The following is a 19,392-nucleotide window of genomic DNA, read 5'->3' on the forward strand; positions in this document are numbered from 1 at the left end:
TACATTTACTATAAGAAAAATAAGAAAAAGAAACGAGTGATTTCCCTTACAAAACGTTTTGTTATCTTACAGTTTTGTCATTTTTCTCATTAATGTATGATATTCTTCATCTTTTGCAAATTGGAACGTAACTGTTGTTCCTTCCCCTTCAGTTGATTGTACATACACTCCATGATGTAAATTACCGCAGATTTCCTTCGTAATATATAAACCCATACCTGTCGCTTCCCTTGTTTTACGGCCGTTTATTCCCGTAAAGAACGGATCAAATATACGCTTTACATCTTGCTCTGGAATACCGATTCCATTGTCCTTAATATGTAATAGCACCTTTTGATCTTTCTCTTCAATTTGAAATTGAATTTCTTTTTTCCCTGCTTCTGAAATTTTTGTATACTTAATTGCATTCACAACAATTTGGCTCATCGCGATACTAAGCCACTTTCTATCAGACGCAATCATACAAGTCTCTTCTTCAAACATCATTTTCGGAAATACAGAAGATTGAATGAACGACTTTCGATTTTCATTAATAATATCTCGAATGACCTCTATAACATTTACTACTTCTACTTTATAATCTTTCGAAAACTGATCTAACCTTGCCATATGTAACGCTAAATCTAACCCATTTAAAATACGGTTATTTTCTTCACGAATACTTTCAATCGTTCCCCTTGCTTCACGGTGTTCCTTACCATATTTCTGTAACAATAATTCAATAACGGATACTGGTGTTTTCATTTGATGGATCCATTGATTCATAAAAATCATTTGCTGTTGCTCTTTTGCATGCTGTTTATGAACTTCATTCATATATTGCTGCCTTAATAGCGTAAACGCTTCAACAACCAGTTCTTGCTCTGACGTATAAGAAGTATCGATAAGTAAAGAGTCATGTAATGTATGTCCACCGGCAATATACTGTTCTATTCTCTTTAAAAACACACTTCGTTTTCGGTAATCGTAAATAAGGTATACACTAAACACAACTGTCCCTAATAACAGTCCGTATAGCCATGTACTCCAGTCCAGCGAACGCTTTTCTAAAAGGCTTTGCAACTGCAATACGAGCCCAAATAAACAAAGGCTTATAATATAAGAAAGGATTAAGGAAAAACGGTCTATGAGGTAGCTTTTAATCTTCATGCCCTTCGCCCCACTCAGTAAGAAGAGCATAACCGTACCCACGCTTTGTGACAATTGCATTTTTAATGCCTAACTCCTCAAGTTTCTTCCTTACACGCTTTACATTCACGGTTAATGTATTATCATCAACAAAAGCTACTTCATCCCATAAAGCCTCTAACAGCTCTTCACGTGTCACGTATTGATTTGATTGTTTCATTAAACATTCTAATAAATAAAACTCATTTTTTGTAAGTTCCGTTTGTTGACCTTTCCACTCTACTGTGTGCTGTGATGGGAATAATAACAATCCATTAACACCTAAGCAGTCACTTTCCGCGGCCAAAGCATACTCACCATACCCGCGGCGGAGTGCACTTTTCACCTTTGCCATTACGATATCTAAATGGAATGGCTTTGTAATGTAATCATCTCCGCCATTTTCAATCGCCATTACTTGATCCATTTCCCCTGTTCTTGCAGAAACAAAAATAATCGGCGCATTCGATACAGTGCGGATTTGGCGGCACCAGTAGAAGCCATCAAAGTATGGTAAATTAATATCAAGTAACACAAGATGAGGACTTACTTTTACAAACTCATCTTTTATATGCCGTAAATCGCTCACTCTGAAAGATTGATATCCATACCTTTCTAAATGCTCCTCTAATATCTCTGCAATTTTTTCATCATCTTCTACAATTAATATTTTATACATATTCCTTTTCTCCCCATAAAATATTCTTCTAAAATCACTCCTTTTTCTATTATAAATTGAAACTTTAATCAATGGGGATTTTTTCCTATATCGACTTATGGTTCACCTATATGAATTGGGTTTTCACTGGACTCAAATAACGAAAAAAAAGACCGCCATATTTCGGCAGTCTTAATCGATAAATTCAAATTGATATTCAAGAATTTTCACAATATCTCCGTCTGTTGCACCACGTGCACGAAGGGCTTCATCAATACCCATTCCACGCATTTGACGAGCAAATCGGCGTACAGATTCATCACGTGAGAAGTCTGTCATCTTGAATGTTTTCTCAATGTCATAACCAGAAATAACAAATGTGCCATCACTTTCGCGTGTAATTTCAAAATTAGATTCAGATTCAAATTTGTACATTACACTTGCTTCAGATTCTTCTACATCATCGTACATTGGGAATTCTGGTGTTGTTTCTAATAAGTTCGCTACTTCAAATAGTAAGTCACGAACACCTTGTTTCGTTACAGCTGAGATTGGGAAAATTTTCACTTCGTCTCCCAATTTCTCTTTAAATGCTTGTAAGTTTTCTTCTGCATCTGGCATATCCATTTTGTTTGCAACAACAACTTGTGGACGCTCAGTTAAACGCATATTGTATTCTTTTAGTTCATTATTGATTGTGACATAATCTTCATATGGCTCACGTCCTTCTAAACCAGACATATCGATAACGTGTACAATTACACGTGTACGTTCGATATGACGTAAGAATTGGTGTCCAAGTCCAACGCCGGAGTGTGCGCCTTCAATTAGTCCAGGAAGGTCAGCCATAACGAAGCTGCGGTTATCACCAGTTTCAACAACACCAAGATTCGGAACGATTGTTGTAAAGTGATATTCTGCAATTTTCGGACGCGCTGATGATACAACAGATAATAATGTAGATTTACCTACACTTGGGAATCCAACAAGTCCAACATCTGCTAGCACTTTAAGTTCTAGCGTGACATCACGTTCTTGACCTGGTTCCCCGTTCTCAGCGATTTCTGGCGCTGGGTTCGTCGCTGTTGCGAAACGTGAATTACCACGGCCACCACGGCCACCTCTTGCGATTACAGCTGTTTGTTCATGCGTTACTAAATCGGCAAGAATTTCACCTGTTTTTTCATCTTTCACTATTGTTCCTGGTGGAACCTTTACGATTAAATCTTCAGATTTACGACCGTGCTGACCTTTACTCATTCCGTGCTGACCGCGATCAGCTTTGAAATGACGTTGGTAGCGGAAGTCCATTAATGTACGTAAGCCTTCCTCAACAACAAAAACAACATCTGCACCTTTACCACCGTCGCCACCTGCTGGGCCACCTTTAGGTACATACTTCTCACGACGATACGCAACCATTCCGTTACCACCGTCGCCGCCTTTTACATATATCTTGACCTGATCTACAAACATTATTTCACCACACTTTTTTCGATTAGTTGTAATATAACTGAGACTTCTTCGTCTCGTACTGTATAAGAAATGGAATACCATTTATTGTTTTCGTTCGCAAGCCACGTTTGTAGTTCTTCTACATTCGTTAGCTTTCCACGAAAATCAAAAAAGAAACGAGCATTCTCCGCGTCACTTTCAATTGTGATACAAACATAATTTTCAACATATACGTCTAAACTATGCTGAAGCATTAAGAAAAACTGATTCGTCCATGTACATACAGTCTCATCTAGATGAGATAAGTTATGTAATTTCCCTAATACTTCGTACTCCAATAAGCACGGTTGCTGTTTCCAATTATATGTTAAAATCCACTCTGAAAATAAAGGCATTGATAGCCCCATCAGATTGGATTCTTGTCTCGCTTCTTGGACAAAACGATCGATGAGCCTATGAATCTCTTCCACTTTTCCAAGGGAAAGATTTCCTTTAACCATCTGCAAACGATTGAGCCAATCATGTCTCGAGTGGCTCAACGCATCTATAATTGTCCATTTTTCATTCATTTAGATACCCCTTAATATAGAAAAACTCTAACCTGCACTCAGGTTAGAGTTTTCCGTGAGTTCTTATGCTTCTTGAGCAACAGGATATACGCTCACTTGTTTGCGGTCACGACCAAGACGCTCAAAGCGTACTACGCCGTCAACTTTCGCGTATAAAGTGTCATCGCCACCACGACCAACGTTAACACCTGGATAAATTTTTGTACCGCGTTGACGGTAAAGAATTGAACCACCTGAAACCGTTTGACCATCTGCGCGTTTAGCACCAAGACGTTTTGACTGAGAGTCACGACCGTTCTTTGTACTACCTACACCTTTCTTAGATGCGAAAAACTGAAGATCTAATCTTAACATACGTTACACCTCCTGCACTTTTTCTATTAAACGGATATACTTTCCGTAATCAAGTTCAATCGTCTTAAGTGAAACAACCAATCCTTCTAAAAGTATTTGTGCTTTTTCTGCTGTATGAAGGTCTAAATCATTAGGCAATTCATACGTCAAGAATCCGCCATCACTTCCGAGTTCAATAGTTGCCTGCACATTACAAAGTTCTTCCACTGCATTTATAGAACCAAACACAACCGCTGTAGTTCCAGCACAGACAAGATCTTGTCCATGTGGCGCATAATTGGCATGTCCAGTCATTTTAAATGATCGGATACTTCCTAATTTCGTGCGACTTATCGTAATCTTAATCATCTTAACCAGAATTAAGCGTTGATAGCTTCAACTACTAGCTTAGTGTAAGGTTGACGATGACCTTGTTTCTTACGATTGTTCTTTTTCGCTTTGTATTTGAAAACGATGATTTTCTTAGCGCGACCTTGTTTTTCAACTTTCGCAGTAACTGTTGCACCCTCTACAACTGGGCTACCAACTTTCACGTTTTCGCCACCAACGAAAAGAACTTTGTCAAAAGTAACAGTTTCACCAGCTTCAACATCTAATTTTTCAATGTAGATTGCTTGACCAGCTTCAACTTTAATTTGTTTTCCACCTGTTTCGATAATTGCGTACATACTTGCACCTCCTCTTAATTACTAAGACTCGCCAAAAACGAGGTAGACATAAAATGTCTTTAGGGAACCTGTCTTGTGCGGTTGTAGCATATAGCAGTTTAGGTGCTATAAACTATAACATAAAAATATTACCATGACTCATTGACTATTGTCAATGAATGTTCTGCTAACTATTTTTTCCGTTCTACAATTTCTTTCTTACTTCCAAAACGGATAATAGCGTACTTTTCGATAATATCATCTTTGAAATAAATTTCAAATGGAATATTTTTTTGTAATTCTTTTTGTGAAAAATGTTTTTGTACTTTTTTTGAAGCACCAATCAATACAGCTTCATCCTCTATATTACCATAAGTAATAAGCTCTCTCTCTAGCTCATACGCAATTGTTTCATTAGATATAACGTAACCTGTCGCTTTACAAGGCGCACACTCTTCTAATAATACGTCACGTAACGAATGTTTCTTGCGCTTACGCGTCATCTCTAAAATACCTAACTCTGTAAACCCAAGCACTCTTGTATATGTGCGATCATCTTGTAAAGCTATCATTAAACGCTCTCTTACCTTCTCTTTATCTTCCCGTCTTTTCATATTAATAAAATCAATTAATATCATCCCGCCAATATCACGAAGTCTTAATTGACGAGCAATCTCTTCAGCAGCCATTTCATTTGTGCGAAATACGGTATCTTGTAAATTTTGTTTTCCAGTAAATTTACCTGTATTCACATCAATTACAGTCATCGTCTCCATTTGTTCTACAATTAGATAGGCACCATTTGGTAGCCACACAATTTTTTGAAGTGCTTTCTCGATTTCACGATCTATTCCAAAATGGTTAAACATCGAAGATTTTTCATTATAAAAGGATACTCTTTCTTTCCCTACTTTTTCTTCTAATTCTTTTACTATACTTCTCGTATCTACAACTATTTTTTCAATTGTTTCAATTGGGTTCTCCTGAAATACACGATCTAAAAACGTCGCTGGTTGATGAAGTAGTAAGGGCGCCTTCCCTTGATCTTCTTTTCTTTTTAACTCTTCATATAACTGCTGCAATCCTTGCATTTCAGCTTGTATTTCATCGATCGTTCCTTTTTCAGAAGCAGAACGGAAAATGTATCCACCTGTTCCTTCTACTTCAATTCCCAGTAACTGTTGTCTTCTTTTATTATTTTTTATTTTCCGAGAAACAGCGCGCATTTCATCATAGGGCATGTAAACGACATATTTCCCGGTAAATTCTATCTTCGCCGTTAATTTTGGCCCCTTCGTATCAATTGCCTCTTTCACAACTTGTACAAGTATCGCCTGTCCTTCATGTATGCGATATGAAGATGGTACATCATCAAATGAAAGATATGCATGTTTTTCTAATCCGATATTTACAAAGGCTGCGTTCATTCCAGCAATTGTTCTTACGATACGCCCAACATAAATATGTCCGACAATCTCCTGCTCTTCATTCCGTTTCCATAAAAGCTCTACAATTTTTTGTTTCTCTTCTATCGCAACACGCTTTTCCGAACCAGTGTAGTTAATATATAACGTCTTCAAAATTCTTTCCTCACTTTTCATTTCTTTTCCTTACAATATAAAAGGTTAGTGTCGTCGTCAACACTAACCAATTAATTCTTCAACAGATGAGGTTGTTCGTTTTTCAGCAAAATACGCATACAACAATTCATTTTCGTCCAATGTGTAATGCTCTTTATATTTTCCATGGACGATAATAGAGTGTTTATATCCTCTGCGAAATTTTGTGAAAATCGTATATAAATGATCTTCCGTTTTCACCTCAATAGGTGCTATTTTTTCAATATCTCTTTTATTCCCATAATAACGCTCTAATAAAAAACGCATAAATGCGTACCGTCTTTGTTTCCATTCTTGATATAAAGAAATCGCTAGAAAAACGAGTAATACCCACATCATAATGTTATTACTATTCCAAAGTAACTGCCATCCTAATATTACACTAAAAAAAACACATGACAATTTCATCATCTTTTCATGTGCTTGTAAATAGGGAAAACGATATGATAATACATTAAATAATACTTTTCCACCATCAAGTGGCCAAATAGGCAATAAATTAAACCCTAAAATAATGACATTATTCCATACAAAGAAATGGTACAAATCGTCAGTTACCCAGCCCGCTTTATACAAAATGTAAGCGACTGCAATCATCCATATATGCTGAATTGGCCCCGCCATAACGACAATTAATTCTTCTTTTAACGATTTGTTCCCATGTTCTTCCATCTCAACTACACCACCAAACGGCAAAAGCTGAATTTGTTTAATACGCCAATTATAATACGCTGCGGCAAAAGCATGCCCAAGTTCATGAACTAAAACGATACAAAATAGTAATAGTAACTCTTTAAAACGTGCTGTAAAAATACCAATGACAATAATAACCCAAAACAACGGATGCACAGAAATTTTCGTGAAAACATCCCTATATTTAATCAAATGAAATCACCTGAACTGGATCAATAAATTTTTCATTCTTTTTTATTGCAAAATAAAATTTGCCATTTTTATTATTTTCATCATTACTCACTATTCCAATTTTTTGTTTCTTTGAAACGTAATCATATAATTTTACTGACATATCATTTAAATTTGCATACCATGACTCCGTACCATCAGCGTGCTGAATTTGAACTGTATTTCCAAGTTCCTCTTTCTTGCCCGCAAAAACAACTATACCTTCATTTACTGACTCCACCGTTGCATTTGTAGCCGTTTGAACAAATACACCCTGGCCGTTTTTTTGAAATCCTTGCATCACCTTTCCAGAGGCAGGAATCGCATAATCCTTTTGCTGAATAGCCTCTTCTTTTTTCTCATTTGGAGAAAAGAACACGAGAGGTTTTCCAAACTGATTTTCATACCATTTTGATATAGTAGCAAATTGAAATTCTTCTTGCATAACTTTTTCTGTAACAGCTCTAGTACCATCAAAAGAAGAAGGTGCGTTCTTAAATAAAATAGCAACCGAAAGAACTAATATTGCTGATAGCAAAACTTTGAAGAGAAAAACTTCTTTTCGAAATAGAGGATGAATTTCCTTCTCCCCCTCTTCAATAAAGACCGTTTCGCTATCAAAATCTCCTCCCGCAAAATACTGCTCTTCTTCTAGCAATTCTTGCTCTGCTTTCCTTTTCGCAATCCGCTTTTTAATTTCTTCCACACGTCTATTCTTCATACTGTCTCCTTTCTTTCGTTAGCCTTATTCAAATAGAAACAGTTATATACAGTTTGTACATATGTATGAGTTATAGAAGGAAGATATTCATGCGAAGAAAAAAGAAAGCACTCCGCATTTATGCGAAGTGCTTTTAACGGATTCCAAAGAAATTTTTCATCTTTGTAAATACCGATACTTTTTCTTGTTCAAATGCTTGTAATGGTACATTCTCACCTAACAAGCGTCTTGCAATATTACGATAAGCTATTGCTGCTTTCCCGCTAGGTTGCAGCGCTACAGGTTCACCTGTATTCGTAGCACGAATAACTTCATCATCATCCTCGACAACTCCAAGAAGCTCGATTGACAGTGTACGTACGATTTCATCAACGTCTAACATATCCTGTTCATGAAGCATATGACTACGCACACGGTTAATGACAAGTTTCGGTGGTTCAATATCCTCTTTCTCTAAAAGCCCGATAATACGATCCGCATCACGCATTGAGGATACTTCTGGTGTTGTTACAACGATTGCTTTATCCGCACCTGCTACTGCATTTTTAAACCCCTGCTCAATCCCCGCAGGACAATCAATTAATATGTAATCATAATCTTGACGTAATACTTGTATTAATTCATCCATTTGTTCAGGTGTTACCGCCGACTTATCGCTCGTTTGTGCTGCAGGTAATAAATAAAGATCATCAAAACGCTTATCTTTAATAAGAGCCTGAGGTAAACGACAACGCCCTTCAACGACATCAACAAGATCAAATACAATACGATTTTCTAGCCCCATTACTACGTCTAAATTGCGTAAACCGATATCTGTATCAATTAAACACACTTTTTTTCCAGATAACGCAAGGGCTGTACCAATGTTCGCAGACGTTGTAGTTTTACCTACTCCGCCTTTTCCAGATGTAATTACTATTGCCTCTCCCACAGCTATACAATTCCCCTTTCTAACTTTGTTAAATTAGGTCTAAGATGAGTGAGAAGTTGCAGGCGATCGACAACAATGTGATTGTTCTCATTAATGTACGCACATTCTGCCGCCTCTGCTCCGTCTTCTTTCTCTTCCGGAGCCCGCATTGTCACATCACTAATTCGGAGTTGCATAGGGTTCATAATAGATGCAGCAATAACAGCTTCTGAATCTCCATCATACCCCGCATGTGCAATTCCTCTTAATGATCCCAAGACAAAAATATTCCCCCCAGCGATAACCGTTCCGCCTGGATTAACATCTCCAATTAATAATAAATTGCCTTTTACATGTAACACTTGTCCAGAGCGAACAATTTTGGAAATAGGGACAATTTCTGTTTCTTCTTTCCAAGCTATTGCTTCTGCTTTTGTTATAACATCACTTTCGATTGATTCTACAACAAGGTTCTTCTTATTGCGAATTAACGTACGAATCTCTTCTTGTTGTACTTCTGTTAAATAGCGATTTCCTACTTTAACACGCACTTCAATTAAAGAACGTCCGTCACTCTCATAGTAATGTGTAGAAAGCTTTTCATCCAATTCTTTTAGTAGCTCAGAGAATGAACAGCAATCATCTAAATGAAGTGTTATTCCATCTTTTGTCCCTTTTATCGTTACATTTTGTTGCTTTTTTTCTTCCACTAAAGTTCACCCCACCGATTCAATTCGACATAAAATTAGAAAATCCTTTTTTCTTTTTCTTCTATCGCTTTTGAAAGACGCACTAAATATCGTCTCAGTGGGAAACAAACTATTAATAAGAAAATTCCATTTAGCAATAAAGTAGCAAGGAGACGATCTGTGAAAAAGACAGATGCTGACATGTGAGTACGTCCTAACAAAGTTAAAAACCCATACACATAATACTCTAATGCTGCAATGCCAGCCAGTACGATAGAAGCGACAATAAATAAATTCAATTGTAATACTTTCATCACACTATAAACTAAATAAGCTAAAATCGGATAAGCAAATATATATATACCGACAAGTTCCGTGTATACGGTATCAAATAAGAAACCAAATAATAGTCCGTAGTAAATCCCTTGAACCGGACTATAGTACACTGTAATAAAACATAACACAATTATAAAGAAATGCGGTGCTGCTATACTGCCTTTCCAAAAGACGTCTGTTGGAACAACAGTAGAGAACATATTTTCAAATAAAAAAACAAAAAGGAGCAAAAGAGGAAGAGCTGCTCTTTTTAAAATCGTCATCATCTCTTCTCTCCCTCCTATTCTAACGACGCTGTAGGCATATCACGTTTTGCAACTATAATATGCTCTACATCATTCAAATCAGCGGATGGTTTTACATAAGCCGTTTTTGTTAAACCGTATGGATCTGGCTGAACATCAACAATTTTCCCAATCGCAAGACCTTTAGGGAAGATATCACCAAGTCCAGATGTTACAACTAGTTGATCTTTTTTCACCTCTGCATCAGAGCTAATCTTTGTGAAAAGAAGTAGTTGTTTTTCTTTATCGTAACCTTCAATTAATCCAAAGATATTTTCTTCTCCTTGTACAATAGCAGAAACACGGTTTGTTCGGCTCATCGAACTTAACAACTCTACTGAAGATGTAAACTGAGATACACTTTTTACGCGTCCAACTAAACCTTTCGGAGTTACAACAGCCATATCTTTTTTGATCCCTTGCTGTGCTCCTTTATCAATTCCAACTAAATCGTACCATTTATCGGGATTACGAGAAACCACACTAGCTTGTACTTCCGTATAATCACCACGGGACTTTTCTTTACCAGTTAATTCTCGTAGTTTTTTATTCTCATCGTCTAAATTTTTCACTACTGCAGATAAATCTGCGGTAGAATCTAATTTTGCTTTCAGCTTTTTATTCTCTTCATACGTGCGCTTTACATCTTCTACGTTCTCGAAGAATCCGGCAACATAATTCGCTGGCTTTTGGAATACACGTTCTACAACACCGACAGTATCTTTTATAAACTGCTCTGGCCATGATAAACTGTTCCGTTCTTTCAATGAGATTCCAATCAATGCCACGAGAAGAATAATACTAACTAACAAAACAATTAATCTTTTGTTTAAGAAAAACTGTGGCACGTTCACACCCTCTTAATTTCATTGATTTTTATTTTGCAATATTATCGAGCAGCAGTTTTGAAAAGGTCGATATTGTCTAATGCTTTACCCGTTCCAATTGCTACGCAATCTAATGGATCCTCTGCAACAAGAACTGGCATATTTGTTTCTTCACTAATAACTTTATCTAAGTTACGTAGTAATGCCCCGCCACCCGTTAATACGATACCACGGTCCATAATATCCGCTGCTAATTCAGGTGGAGTTTTTTCTAACGTATTTTTAACTGATTCTACAATTGCATCTACTGTATCTTTTAATGCATCTGCAATTTCTTCTGGTTGAATTAGTACTGTTTTCGGTAAACCACTTACTAAATCACGCCCGCGAATTTCCATAGGCTCGATACCTTCTGGCTCGCCTGCAGAACCGATTTCTAATTTTAGTGCTTCTGCTGTTCTTTCACCGATCATTAAGTTGTAGCTTTTCTTAATGTACTGAATGATTGAATCGTCCATATCATCACCAGCAACACGAACTGATTGACTTGTTACAATACCACCTAAAGAAATAATTGCAACTTCTGTTGTACCACCACCGATATCAACAACCATACTACCAGTCGGCTCCCAAACAGGTAAGTTTGCACCAATTGCTGCTGCAAATGGCTCTTCGATTGGATAAGCATCACGAGCACCAGCTTGACGAGTCGCATCGATTACTGCACGTCTTTCTACAGCTGTAATACCAGATGGTACACATACCATTACGTATGGTTTACGTGAGAAGAATCCATTTGATTTTTGAGCTTGTTGAATGTAGTATTTCATCATAATTGCTGTTGTTTCGTAATCAGCAATTACACCATCTTTCATAGGACGAAGTGCCACTACGTTTCCTGGTGTACGACCAATCATTTGTTTTGCATCGCTACCTACCGCAACGATTTGTTTCGTATCAGTTTGTAATGCTACTACTGAAGGTTCACGTAAAACTACACCTTTCCCTTTCACATATACAAGCGTATTCGCTGTTCCTAAGTCTATTCCAAGATCGCGAGTAAATCCACCAAATCCAAACATATCATTTATCTTCCCTTCTTATTTTCACGGACTCATTTTTCTTACTTTATATTTATAAAAACAGTACGTTTTTTTATATCTGCATCCTTTTTGTAGATAATTTTCTACAAAAAACTCATAAATCACATTATAAAACAAAATAAGTAAAAAGAATAGTCTTAAATATGACCTTTTTCCTTTAAACTCACGAATTTATGGTCACCTATTATGATATGATCAAGTACTTCAATTCCGATAATTCGACCACATTCTACTAATCGTTTTGTAACTTCAATATCTTCACGGCTCGGCGCCGGATCTCCTGAGGGATGGTTATGAAGACATATAATAGAGGCTGCTGACCGACGGAACGCTTCTTTAAAAACTTCCCTTGGGTGCACAATCGACGTATTTAAACTTCCAATAAAAATAGTTTGCCTATGTATAACTTGATTTTTCGTATTCAAATATAAACAAACAAAATGCTCCTGTTGCAAAAAACGCATCTCTTCCATCATATAACTCGCACAATCTTCTGGACTTCGAATACTATATCTATTTTGATATTCTAAACGTACCATTCTTCTACCTAATTCAAAAGCAGCCATAAGCTGCGACGCCTTTGCAATCCCAACACCATGAATACTCATCATCTCTTCTAACGTTGCATCCTTTAACATTCGTAAGCCGTCAAAATGATGGAGAATATTATCTGATAACGTTAACACCGTTTCTTCTTTAGAACCCGTTCTGAGTAAAACTGCAAGAAGTTCTCGATTCGATAAACTTCCTGCTCCTTCTAACAATAAACGCTCCCGTGGCTGTTCTTCTCTCACAACATCACGAATACCGTTCATCTCTCCACCCCTTTTTTTACGATTTCTCCTAAAGAAAACCTCATGCAATTTTACGCATGGGTTACATCGCTATCAAACTGTTTTAATTCACGGACAAGACGCGCAATTGGCAAGCCAACTACACTGTAGTAGTCCCCTTGAATATGTTGAACAAAAATAGCCCCTTTACCTTGAATTCCATAGCTCCCTGCTTTATCAAGTGGTTCCTTCGATGCAACGTATACGTCTATTTCCTCTTCTGTTAATCCCCAAAATGTTACTTCTGTACGTTCATAAAAAGTTACCGTTTTTTCTTTCGATATAATTGCAACACCTGTGTATACTTCGTGTGTTTTCCCCGATAATAATCGTAACATTTCTTTCGCCTCAGCCTCATTAGACGGCTTTCCAAGAATACGCGAATCATATGTAACAATTGTATCTGCACCTAGTACAACTTGATTACTATGGTTTTCTGCCACAGCAGATGCTTTTTGCAAAGCAAGCGACATAACAATATCAGAAGGTGATGAATATGCACCAATCGTCTCTTCTACTTCACTAACAACGATTTCAAATGGCACATCTGCTAATTCAAGCAGTTCCTTCCTCCTAGGTGACCCTGAAGCTAAAATAATTTTCCTCATATTTTCTCCTTCCCTTCTCACATGAAGCAGAATAATTTAAATCAATCGTATCAAAGGAATAGTTTCCCCACAAATTCTAGAAATATCATTTTCTCTAAACAAAATAATAGTTCTTTTTAAATACGATTATACGCTGCCCATACAGAAAGCACTTTGTTCTAAATTCAAAAGAAAAGAAAGAAGTATATGTACTTCTTTCTTCGTCATTTCATTATCCTATTATTTCACTTTTTGTGAAACCATTTTTTCATACGAAAGTATACCATCAATAATAACTTGATTTAATTTAGCTACAGATTCCTTATCGCTCTTCCCTTCCTTAATCGTTTGCACCGCTATGGACGTATACGTATAAAGCTTCTTTGCATCTTCACGCTTCATACTCTTCCCTTCCTTTTCCATAGCTTTCCACTCTTTTTGAATCGCTTCTATATCTTTTGGATTACTTTTTCCACTAGTTTGTACGCTGGACACATATTTTGCTAAATGAGTATATAATGGCTGCACTTTCGCTAAAAACATTCCTACTTCTTTATCATTTTTGAGCAATGCTTTATCTGTAATATCCCAATTTTTTTTCAAAACTGAAACACCATCTTGCTTATACTGATCTATTAATTGATTAACAGCCTGTTCATCGCTCGTAATAGCAACAACTAACGCATACTTATCACCACTCGGTTTCAAAGTAGCCACGCCCCCATTACTTTTCCACTCTTCAATAGCAGCCTGTCCTTTTTCTTCAGAGGAATAAAGCCCTCCTTGAACGAAAAATAGTTTCATTGGTTCTAATGACGTTCCTACCTGTGCTTTTGGTTTTTCCTCTTTCGGTGTTGGTGTTTGTTCTGCCGTTCCACCCACCTTTTGTTCCTCATTACCTGTCTGCTTCGAAGCCGTTACCTTACCTTCTCCTGTCGTCCCTTGTCCAGTTAATAAATGAATCATACCCATCCCAAATGCAGTACCGATAATTATTGCAGTTGCAACGATTGCGATTATTGTATTGCTCCACTTCTTTCGATATTTTTCCATAGATACTGATTTCGCTTTTTGAAACGGAACGACATTTTTCGGTCTCTCACTTTCTGCTATCATCCAGTCAAACTCATCCTTCTTTTTTTCCTCATACTTCGCTTCTGTTCCATTTACTTTCACCGAGATCGTTCGTGATTGCTTGTCCATACACTCACACCTCACCTCTTGTCATTGTCCGCATCATATCATATTCATTCCACAAAAAAACGAGATATTTGTCAGAGGAATTCGTCAAATAACCCTATATTATTATCTTATATGTATGCATTTGACTTCATTTGTAGAACAAAAAACTAGATAGCAAAGACTATCTAGTTTTTCTCGCGAATATATTTTCTAACTTCGGAAATGAAATACAAAGAACCTGTTATGATAAAAACATCATGTTCTCCTATCATGTCAACCTTTGTATCAATTGCCTCTTTCCAATCTTCAAAAACTAATTTTGACTCTTGTTGTGAATACGATGCAAGCTTGTCAGCAGAAATGGCACGATCAAAGGCAAACGTCGTAAATATTATTTCATCAGCAACTTTTTCTAATTGCCCTACCATGTTATGTAACTGTTTGTCACCAAGAGCAGTAAATAAAACTATTACATTCTTCTTTTTATAATGTGCCTCTACTGTTTTTACAAGACTTTCAATACCTTCTGGATTATGAGCACCATCTATTATAATATCTGGATTACTTTGTAACTTTTCAAATCGACCAATCCAGTATGCTTCTTGTAAGCCAACTTTCATCTCCTCTTCATTAATTAAAAATGATAAATATGTTTTTAAATACATTACTGCCATAAGCGCTAGCGCTGCATTGCCTACTTGATGAATACCTTTCATTGAAATTCGAACATTTTCAAACGAGGCAAATGGACAATCAAAATCAAAATGTTCCCCATCTTCATTAGAATGTTTATGTAATGTTGTAAACTGTTTTCCAAGTTCATATAAGCTTGCATGGTTTTCCTTAGCAACCTTTTGAATTACTTGCAATGCTTCTTCATTTTTCACACCAGTAATAACTGGAACACCAGACTTAATAATCCCTGCCTTTTCATATGCAATTTCTCCTAGTGTATTGCCTAAAATATGCATATGATCGTGGCCGATATTCGTAATAATCGTGAGAACCGGATGAATAACATTTGTAGAATCAAATCTTCCCCCAAGCCCCGTTTCAAATAAAACAACATCACAGAAATTAACTTTACCGAAATAATAAATTGCCATTACTGTAATGATTTCAAACTCAGTCGCTTCTCCTAAGTCCGTCTCATCTAATTTTTCAACGACTGGCTTTACCATATTTACAAGTTCCGCAATCTCTTCATCTGCAATCGGTATTCCGTTTACACTAATACGTTCATTGAATGTTTCTATGTAAGGCGATGTAAACGTTCCTACTTTATATTTCGCGCCTTCTAACATGTAGCGCATATATGTTAAAGTTGAACCTTTTCCATTTGTGCCGGCAAGATGAACACATTTTATATGACGCTCTGGATTTCCGAGTTCTTCTAACATCCATTGCATTCTTTCTAGTCCTGGTTTTATCCCAAATTTCAATCGGCTATGAATCCAGCCTATCGCTTCTTCGTATGTATGTATCACGTTTGCTATTCCCCTTTCAAAAGACAAACTTCGTAATTCTATTATACGCAAAGAAAAGAGACTCACCAATATAGTGAGTCTCTGAAAAACATTTTTATTTCTCAAGATCAGCTAGACGTTGACGAACCGCTTCGCGTTTCTCTAGATAATCTTGTTCTTTCGCACGCTCTCCGTCAATAACTTCTGCAGGAGCTTTCGCTACGAATCCTTGGTTTGAAAGTTTCTTCTGTACACGTTCTACTTCTTTATCGAACTTCTCAAGTTCTTTTTCAAGACGCGCTTTCTCTTCATCAAGATTGATAAGATCAGCTAACGGTAAGAATAACTCTGCACCTGATACGATTGCAGTCATCGCTTTTTCTGGCGCTTGTAAATCAATCTTAATTGTTAGTTCACTTGGGTTACAGAAACGCTCAATGTAAGAACTGTTTTTCGTAAGCTGAGCTAGTACTGCCTCATCTTTTGCTTTAATTTGCATTTGAACTTTTTTGCTCATTGGTGTATTTACTTCCGCACGGATGTTACGAACAGAGCGAATGATATCAACTAGAAGGTGCATTTCTGCTGCCGCTTCTTTATCTTGTAAATCTTCGCGAACTGTTGGCCATGCTGCTACTGTAATAGACTCGCCTTCATGCGGTAAATGCTGCCAAATTTTCTCTGTTACGAACGGCATGAATGGATGTAATAGACGCATTGTTTGGTCTAATACGTAAGCTAAAATCGAACGAGTTGTTTTCTTAGCTGCTTCATCTTCACCGTATAGTGGAAGTTTCGCCATCTCAATGTACCAGTCACAGAAATCATCCCAAATGAAGTTGTATAATGAACGACCAGCTTCACCGAACTCATATTTATCCATGTTACGTGTTACACTTTCGATTGTTTCGTTTAAGCGAGTTAAAATCCACTTATCTGCAACTGATTTTTCACCAGTTAAATCGATTTCTTCATACTTCATGTCATCCATGTTCATTAATACGAAACGTGATGCGTTCCAAATTTTATTAATGAAGTTCCAAGTAGATTCTACTTTTTCCATGCTGAAACGTAAATCTTGACCTGGTGCACTTCCTGTTGATAAGAAGTAACGCATTGCATCTGCACCGTACTTCTCGATAACATCCATCGGATCAATACCGTTACCAAGAGATTTACTCATTTTACGTCCTTGCTCATCACGAACTAAACCGTGAATTAATACATCTTTAAATGGACGCTCTCCTGTAAACTCTAAACCTTGGAAAATCATACGAGATACCCAGAAGAAGATGATGTCATAACCAGTTACTAAAGCATCTGTTGAATAGAACTTTTTAAAGTCTGCTGCATCTTCATTCGGCCAGCCAAGTGTTGAGAATGGCCATAATGCTGAACTGAACCATGTATCAAGCACGTCATTATCTTGATTCCAGTTTTCAAGATCTGCTGGCGCTTCTGTACCTACGTATACTTCACCAGTTTCTTTATGATACCAAGCTGGAATGCGGTGTCCCCACCATAATTGACGAGAAATACACCAGTCATGAATGTTTTCCATCCAGCGTAAGTATGTGTTTTCAAAACGCTCTGGTACGAACGTTACTTTTTCTTCTTCTTTTTGTTGAAGTTCTACCGCTTTTTCTGCAAGTGGAGCCATTTTTACGAACCATTGTGTTGATAAATAAGGCTCAACAACTGCACCGCTACGCTCACTATGACCTACTGAGTGCATATGAGGCTCGATTTCTACTAATACGCCAGCTTCTTGTAAGTCTTTCACTAACTCTTTACGGCATTCGAAACGATCCATACCGTTATACTTACCAGCTTTTTCGTTCATCGTTCCATCTTCGTTCATTACTAAAATACGTGGTAAGTCATGACGGTTACCTACTTCAAAGTCATTCGGGTCATGAGCTGGTGTAATTTTCACAACGCCTGTTCCGAAGTCTTTTTCTACGTATTCATCAGCAATAATCGGAATCTCTCGGCCTACGATTGGAAGTGTAACTGTTTTTCCGATTAAATGTTTGTAGCGATCATCTTCTGGATGAACTGCTACCGCTGTATCACCAAGCATTGTTTCTGGACGAGTAGTTGCAAGGCGAATGTGACCAGAACCGTCTGTTAACGGATAGTTCATATGGTAGAATGCACCTTGAACTTCTTTATGAATTACTTCAATATCAGAAAGAGCTGTGCGTGTTGCTGGATCCCAGTTGATGATATACTCACCGCGGTAAATTAAGTCTTTTTCATATAATTGAACGAATACTTTATTAACAGCGTTAGATAAGCCTTCGTCTAATGTGAAGCGTTCACGAGAATAGTCTAGTCCTAAACCAACTTTCCCCCATTGTTGACGAATGTGAGAAGCGTATTCTTCTTTCCATTCCCAAGCTTTTTCAAGGAATTTCTCACGACCAAGATCGTAACGTGAAATACCTTCTTCACGAAGTTTTCCTTCTACTTTCGCTTGCGTTGCGATACCAGCATGGTCCATTCCTGGAAGCCATAATACATCGTAACCTTGCATACGCTTTGTACGAGTTAAAATATCTTGAAGCGTCGTATCCCAAGCGTGACCTAAGTGTAACTTACCAGTTACGTTCGGAGGTGGAATTACAATTGTATATGGTTGTTTCTTCTCATCTCCTGTTGCTTCGAAATATTTGCCTTCAAGCCACCACTTGTAAAGGCCTTCTTCAACGGACATATGATCATATTTAGTTGGTAAATTATTTTCCGTGTTTGACATTATTTTCCCTCCTTAAAATAAAAAATGCCCCTCATCCAAAAAAGGACGAGGGACATCGCGGTACCACCTTTATTTACAAACAAATTCAGAATTTGCTTATACTCTTAATTTGATAACGGACAAATCCGTCTTTTCCTAATAAGAATCATTCCGTTCAGAAAAGATGCTCCAGGGCTACCTTCTAACATAACTATCTAGAGAACCTCCCAGCCAATAGTTCCCCTCTCTGAAGACGTTTCATGTTATACTCTTCCCCTTCAATGCATTTATGTGATTGTTAATTATTATATACAATAGTGTAAAAAACGAAACCTTATTCGT

At 37.2% G+C, this 19,392-nt stretch carries 20 protein-coding genes and 2 other annotated features; all 20 genes read right to left on the reverse strand.

What is annotated here, in order from left to right; all coding sequences use genetic code 11:
- Nucleotides 1-66: 66 nt before the first annotated feature.
- Nucleotides 67-1,149, reverse strand: a complete 1,083-nt coding sequence (locus CQ058_RS13025; protein WP_002192470.1) for a HAMP domain-containing histidine kinase — start codon at nucleotides 1,147-1,149, stop codon at nucleotides 67-69.
- The gene (locus CQ058_RS13030; RefSeq protein WP_002192469.1) at nucleotides 1,139-1,846 is read right to left on the reverse strand and encodes a response regulator transcription factor; all 708 of its coding nucleotides are present in this window, start codon (nucleotides 1,844-1,846) and stop codon (nucleotides 1,139-1,141) included. The genes CQ058_RS13025 and CQ058_RS13030 overlap by 11 nt, the downstream gene beginning before the upstream one ends.
- A gap of 171 nt (nucleotides 1,847-2,017) precedes the next feature.
- The gene (gene obgE / locus CQ058_RS13035) at nucleotides 2,018-3,301 is read right to left on the reverse strand and encodes a GTPase ObgE (RefSeq protein ID WP_002015378.1); all 1,284 of its coding nucleotides are present in this window, start codon (nucleotides 3,299-3,301) and stop codon (nucleotides 2,018-2,020) included.
- Entirely contained in the window at nucleotides 3,301-3,849 is a 549-nt protein-coding gene (locus tag CQ058_RS13040) for a sporulation initiation phosphotransferase B (RefSeq protein ID WP_002015377.1), read from the reverse strand. The genes obgE and CQ058_RS13040 overlap by 1 nt, the downstream gene beginning before the upstream one ends.
- A 63-nt stretch (nucleotides 3,850-3,912) precedes the next feature.
- Nucleotides 3,913-4,203 carry a 50S ribosomal protein L27 gene (rpmA, locus tag CQ058_RS13045; protein WP_000944957.1) on the reverse strand — a complete coding sequence of 97 codons (291 nt, stop codon included), beginning with the start codon at nucleotides 4,201-4,203 and terminating at the stop codon, nucleotides 3,913-3,915.
- Nucleotides 4,204-4,206: 3 nt separating this feature from the next.
- The gene (locus tag CQ058_RS13050; RefSeq protein ID WP_002192468.1) at nucleotides 4,207-4,551 is read right to left on the reverse strand and encodes a ribosomal-processing cysteine protease Prp; all 345 of its coding nucleotides are present in this window, start codon (nucleotides 4,549-4,551) and stop codon (nucleotides 4,207-4,209) included.
- A gap of 11 nt (nucleotides 4,552-4,562) precedes the next feature.
- A complete protein-coding gene (gene rplU / locus CQ058_RS13055) occupies nucleotides 4,563-4,871 on the reverse strand; it encodes a 50S ribosomal protein L21 (RefSeq protein ID WP_000270907.1) in 309 nt (102 codons plus the stop codon).
- 14 nt (nucleotides 4,872-4,885) lie between these two features.
- Nucleotides 4,886-4,964 (reverse strand) — a sequence feature (ribosomal protein L21 leader region).
- A gap of 77 nt (nucleotides 4,965-5,041) precedes the next feature.
- Nucleotides 5,042-6,451 carry an Rne/Rng family ribonuclease gene (locus CQ058_RS13060; protein WP_002034148.1) on the reverse strand — a complete coding sequence of 470 codons (1,410 nt, stop codon included), beginning with the start codon at nucleotides 6,449-6,451 and terminating at the stop codon, nucleotides 5,042-5,044.
- A gap of 42 nt (nucleotides 6,452-6,493) precedes the next feature.
- On the reverse strand, nucleotides 6,494-7,354 hold the full coding sequence (locus CQ058_RS13065; RefSeq protein WP_002088816.1) for a M50 family metallopeptidase: 861 nt from the start codon (nucleotides 7,352-7,354) through the stop codon (nucleotides 6,494-6,496).
- On the reverse strand, nucleotides 7,347-8,093 hold the full coding sequence (locus CQ058_RS13070; protein WP_105589744.1) for a M23 family metallopeptidase: 747 nt from the start codon (nucleotides 8,091-8,093) through the stop codon (nucleotides 7,347-7,349). Before CQ058_RS13070 ends, CQ058_RS13065 begins: the two co-directional genes overlap by 8 nt.
- 133 nt (nucleotides 8,094-8,226) lie before the next feature.
- Complete coding sequence (gene minD, locus CQ058_RS13075) at nucleotides 8,227-9,024, reverse strand: septum site-determining protein MinD (protein WP_000503308.1); 798 nt, start codon at nucleotides 9,022-9,024, stop codon at nucleotides 8,227-8,229.
- A gap of 2 nt (nucleotides 9,025-9,026) precedes the next feature.
- The gene (gene minC, locus CQ058_RS13080; RefSeq protein WP_002015372.1) at nucleotides 9,027-9,713 is read right to left on the reverse strand and encodes a septum site-determining protein MinC; all 687 of its coding nucleotides are present in this window, start codon (nucleotides 9,711-9,713) and stop codon (nucleotides 9,027-9,029) included.
- Nucleotides 9,714-9,748: 35 nt separating this feature from the next.
- A complete protein-coding gene (gene mreD / locus CQ058_RS13085) occupies nucleotides 9,749-10,294 on the reverse strand; it encodes a rod shape-determining protein MreD (protein ID WP_002015371.1) in 546 nt (181 codons plus the stop codon).
- A gap of 14 nt (nucleotides 10,295-10,308) precedes the next feature.
- The gene (gene mreC / locus CQ058_RS13090) at nucleotides 10,309-11,160 is read right to left on the reverse strand and encodes a rod shape-determining protein MreC (protein ID WP_002190778.1); all 852 of its coding nucleotides are present in this window, start codon (nucleotides 11,158-11,160) and stop codon (nucleotides 10,309-10,311) included.
- Nucleotides 11,161-11,201: 41 nt separating this feature from the next.
- Nucleotides 11,202-12,221 (reverse strand): cell shape-determining protein MreB, encoded by a 1,020-nt coding sequence (gene mreB / locus CQ058_RS13095; protein WP_002015369.1) that lies wholly within the window; start codon nucleotides 12,219-12,221, stop codon nucleotides 11,202-11,204.
- Between the two features lie 158 nt (nucleotides 12,222-12,379).
- On the reverse strand, nucleotides 12,380-13,057 hold the full coding sequence (gene radC, locus CQ058_RS13100) for a DNA repair protein RadC (RefSeq protein ID WP_105589745.1): 678 nt from the start codon (nucleotides 13,055-13,057) through the stop codon (nucleotides 12,380-12,382).
- Nucleotides 13,058-13,107: 50 nt separating this feature from the next.
- The gene (locus CQ058_RS13105; protein WP_002190779.1) at nucleotides 13,108-13,683 is read right to left on the reverse strand and encodes a Maf family protein; all 576 of its coding nucleotides are present in this window, start codon (nucleotides 13,681-13,683) and stop codon (nucleotides 13,108-13,110) included.
- A 219-nt stretch (nucleotides 13,684-13,902) separates the two neighbouring features.
- The gene (locus CQ058_RS13115; protein WP_002129259.1) at nucleotides 13,903-14,865 is read right to left on the reverse strand and encodes a hypothetical protein; all 963 of its coding nucleotides are present in this window, start codon (nucleotides 14,863-14,865) and stop codon (nucleotides 13,903-13,905) included.
- A gap of 164 nt (nucleotides 14,866-15,029) precedes the next feature.
- The gene (locus tag CQ058_RS13120) at nucleotides 15,030-16,331 is read right to left on the reverse strand and encodes a bifunctional folylpolyglutamate synthase/dihydrofolate synthase (RefSeq protein WP_002190781.1); all 1,302 of its coding nucleotides are present in this window, start codon (nucleotides 16,329-16,331) and stop codon (nucleotides 15,030-15,032) included.
- A gap of 94 nt (nucleotides 16,332-16,425) precedes the next feature.
- Nucleotides 16,426-19,071: a valine--tRNA ligase gene (locus CQ058_RS13125; RefSeq protein WP_002192465.1), complete on the reverse strand. Its 2,646-nt coding sequence runs from the start codon at nucleotides 19,069-19,071 to the stop codon at nucleotides 16,426-16,428.
- Between the two features lie 38 nt (nucleotides 19,072-19,109).
- Nucleotides 19,110-19,341, reverse strand: a binding site (T-box leader).
- Nucleotides 19,342-19,392: the final 51 nt, after the last annotated feature.

Source organism: Bacillus sp. MYb56 (genome assembly GCF_002976445.1).
GTDB lineage: Bacteria > Bacillota > Bacilli > Bacillales > Bacillaceae_G > Bacillus_A > Bacillus_A mycoides.

Coding starts and splice junctions, on each gene's coding strand:
- rpmA (WP_000944957.1), bottom strand. CDS start 4,203: ATGTTAAGATTAGATCTTCAGTTTTTCGCATCTAAGAAAGGTGTAGGT.
- rplU (WP_000270907.1), bottom strand. CDS start 4,871: ATGTACGCAATTATCGAAACAGGTGGAAAACAAATTAAAGTTGAAGCT.
- mreD (WP_002015371.1), bottom strand. CDS start 10,294: ATGATGACGATTTTAAAAAGAGCAGCTCTTCCTCTTTTGCTCCTTTTT.
- CQ058_RS13040 (WP_002015377.1), bottom strand. CDS start 3,849: ATGAATGAAAAATGGACAATTATAGATGCGTTGAGCCACTCGAGACAT.
- CQ058_RS13115 (WP_002129259.1), bottom strand. CDS start 14,865: ATGGACAAGCAATCACGAACGATCTCGGTGAAAGTAAATGGAACAGAA.
- mreB (WP_002015369.1), bottom strand. CDS start 12,221: ATGTTTGGATTTGGTGGATTTACTCGCGATCTTGGAATAGACTTAGGA.
- CQ058_RS13060 (WP_002034148.1), bottom strand. CDS start 6,451: ATGAAAAGTGAGGAAAGAATTTTGAAGACGTTATATATTAACTACACT.
- radC (WP_105589745.1), bottom strand. CDS start 13,057: ATGAACGGTATTCGTGATGTTGTGAGAGAAGAACAGCCACGGGAGCGT.
- CQ058_RS13125 (WP_002192465.1), bottom strand. CDS start 19,071: ATGTCAAACACGGAAAATAATTTACCAACTAAATATGATCATATGTCC.
- CQ058_RS13105 (WP_002190779.1), bottom strand. CDS start 13,683: ATGAGGAAAATTATTTTAGCTTCAGGGTCACCTAGGAGGAAGGAACTG.
- CQ058_RS13025 (WP_002192470.1), bottom strand. CDS start 1,149: ATGAAGATTAAAAGCTACCTCATAGACCGTTTTTCCTTAATCCTTTCT.
- obgE (WP_002015378.1), bottom strand. CDS start 3,301: ATGTTTGTAGATCAGGTCAAGATATATGTAAAAGGCGGCGACGGTGGT.
- CQ058_RS13050 (WP_002192468.1), bottom strand. CDS start 4,551: ATGATTAAGATTACGATAAGTCGCACGAAATTAGGAAGTATCCGATCA.
- CQ058_RS13030 (WP_002192469.1), bottom strand. CDS start 1,846: ATGTATAAAATATTAATTGTAGAAGATGATGAAAAAATTGCAGAGATA.
- CQ058_RS13070 (WP_105589744.1), bottom strand. CDS start 8,093: ATGAAGAATAGACGTGTGGAAGAAATTAAAAAGCGGATTGCGAAAAGG.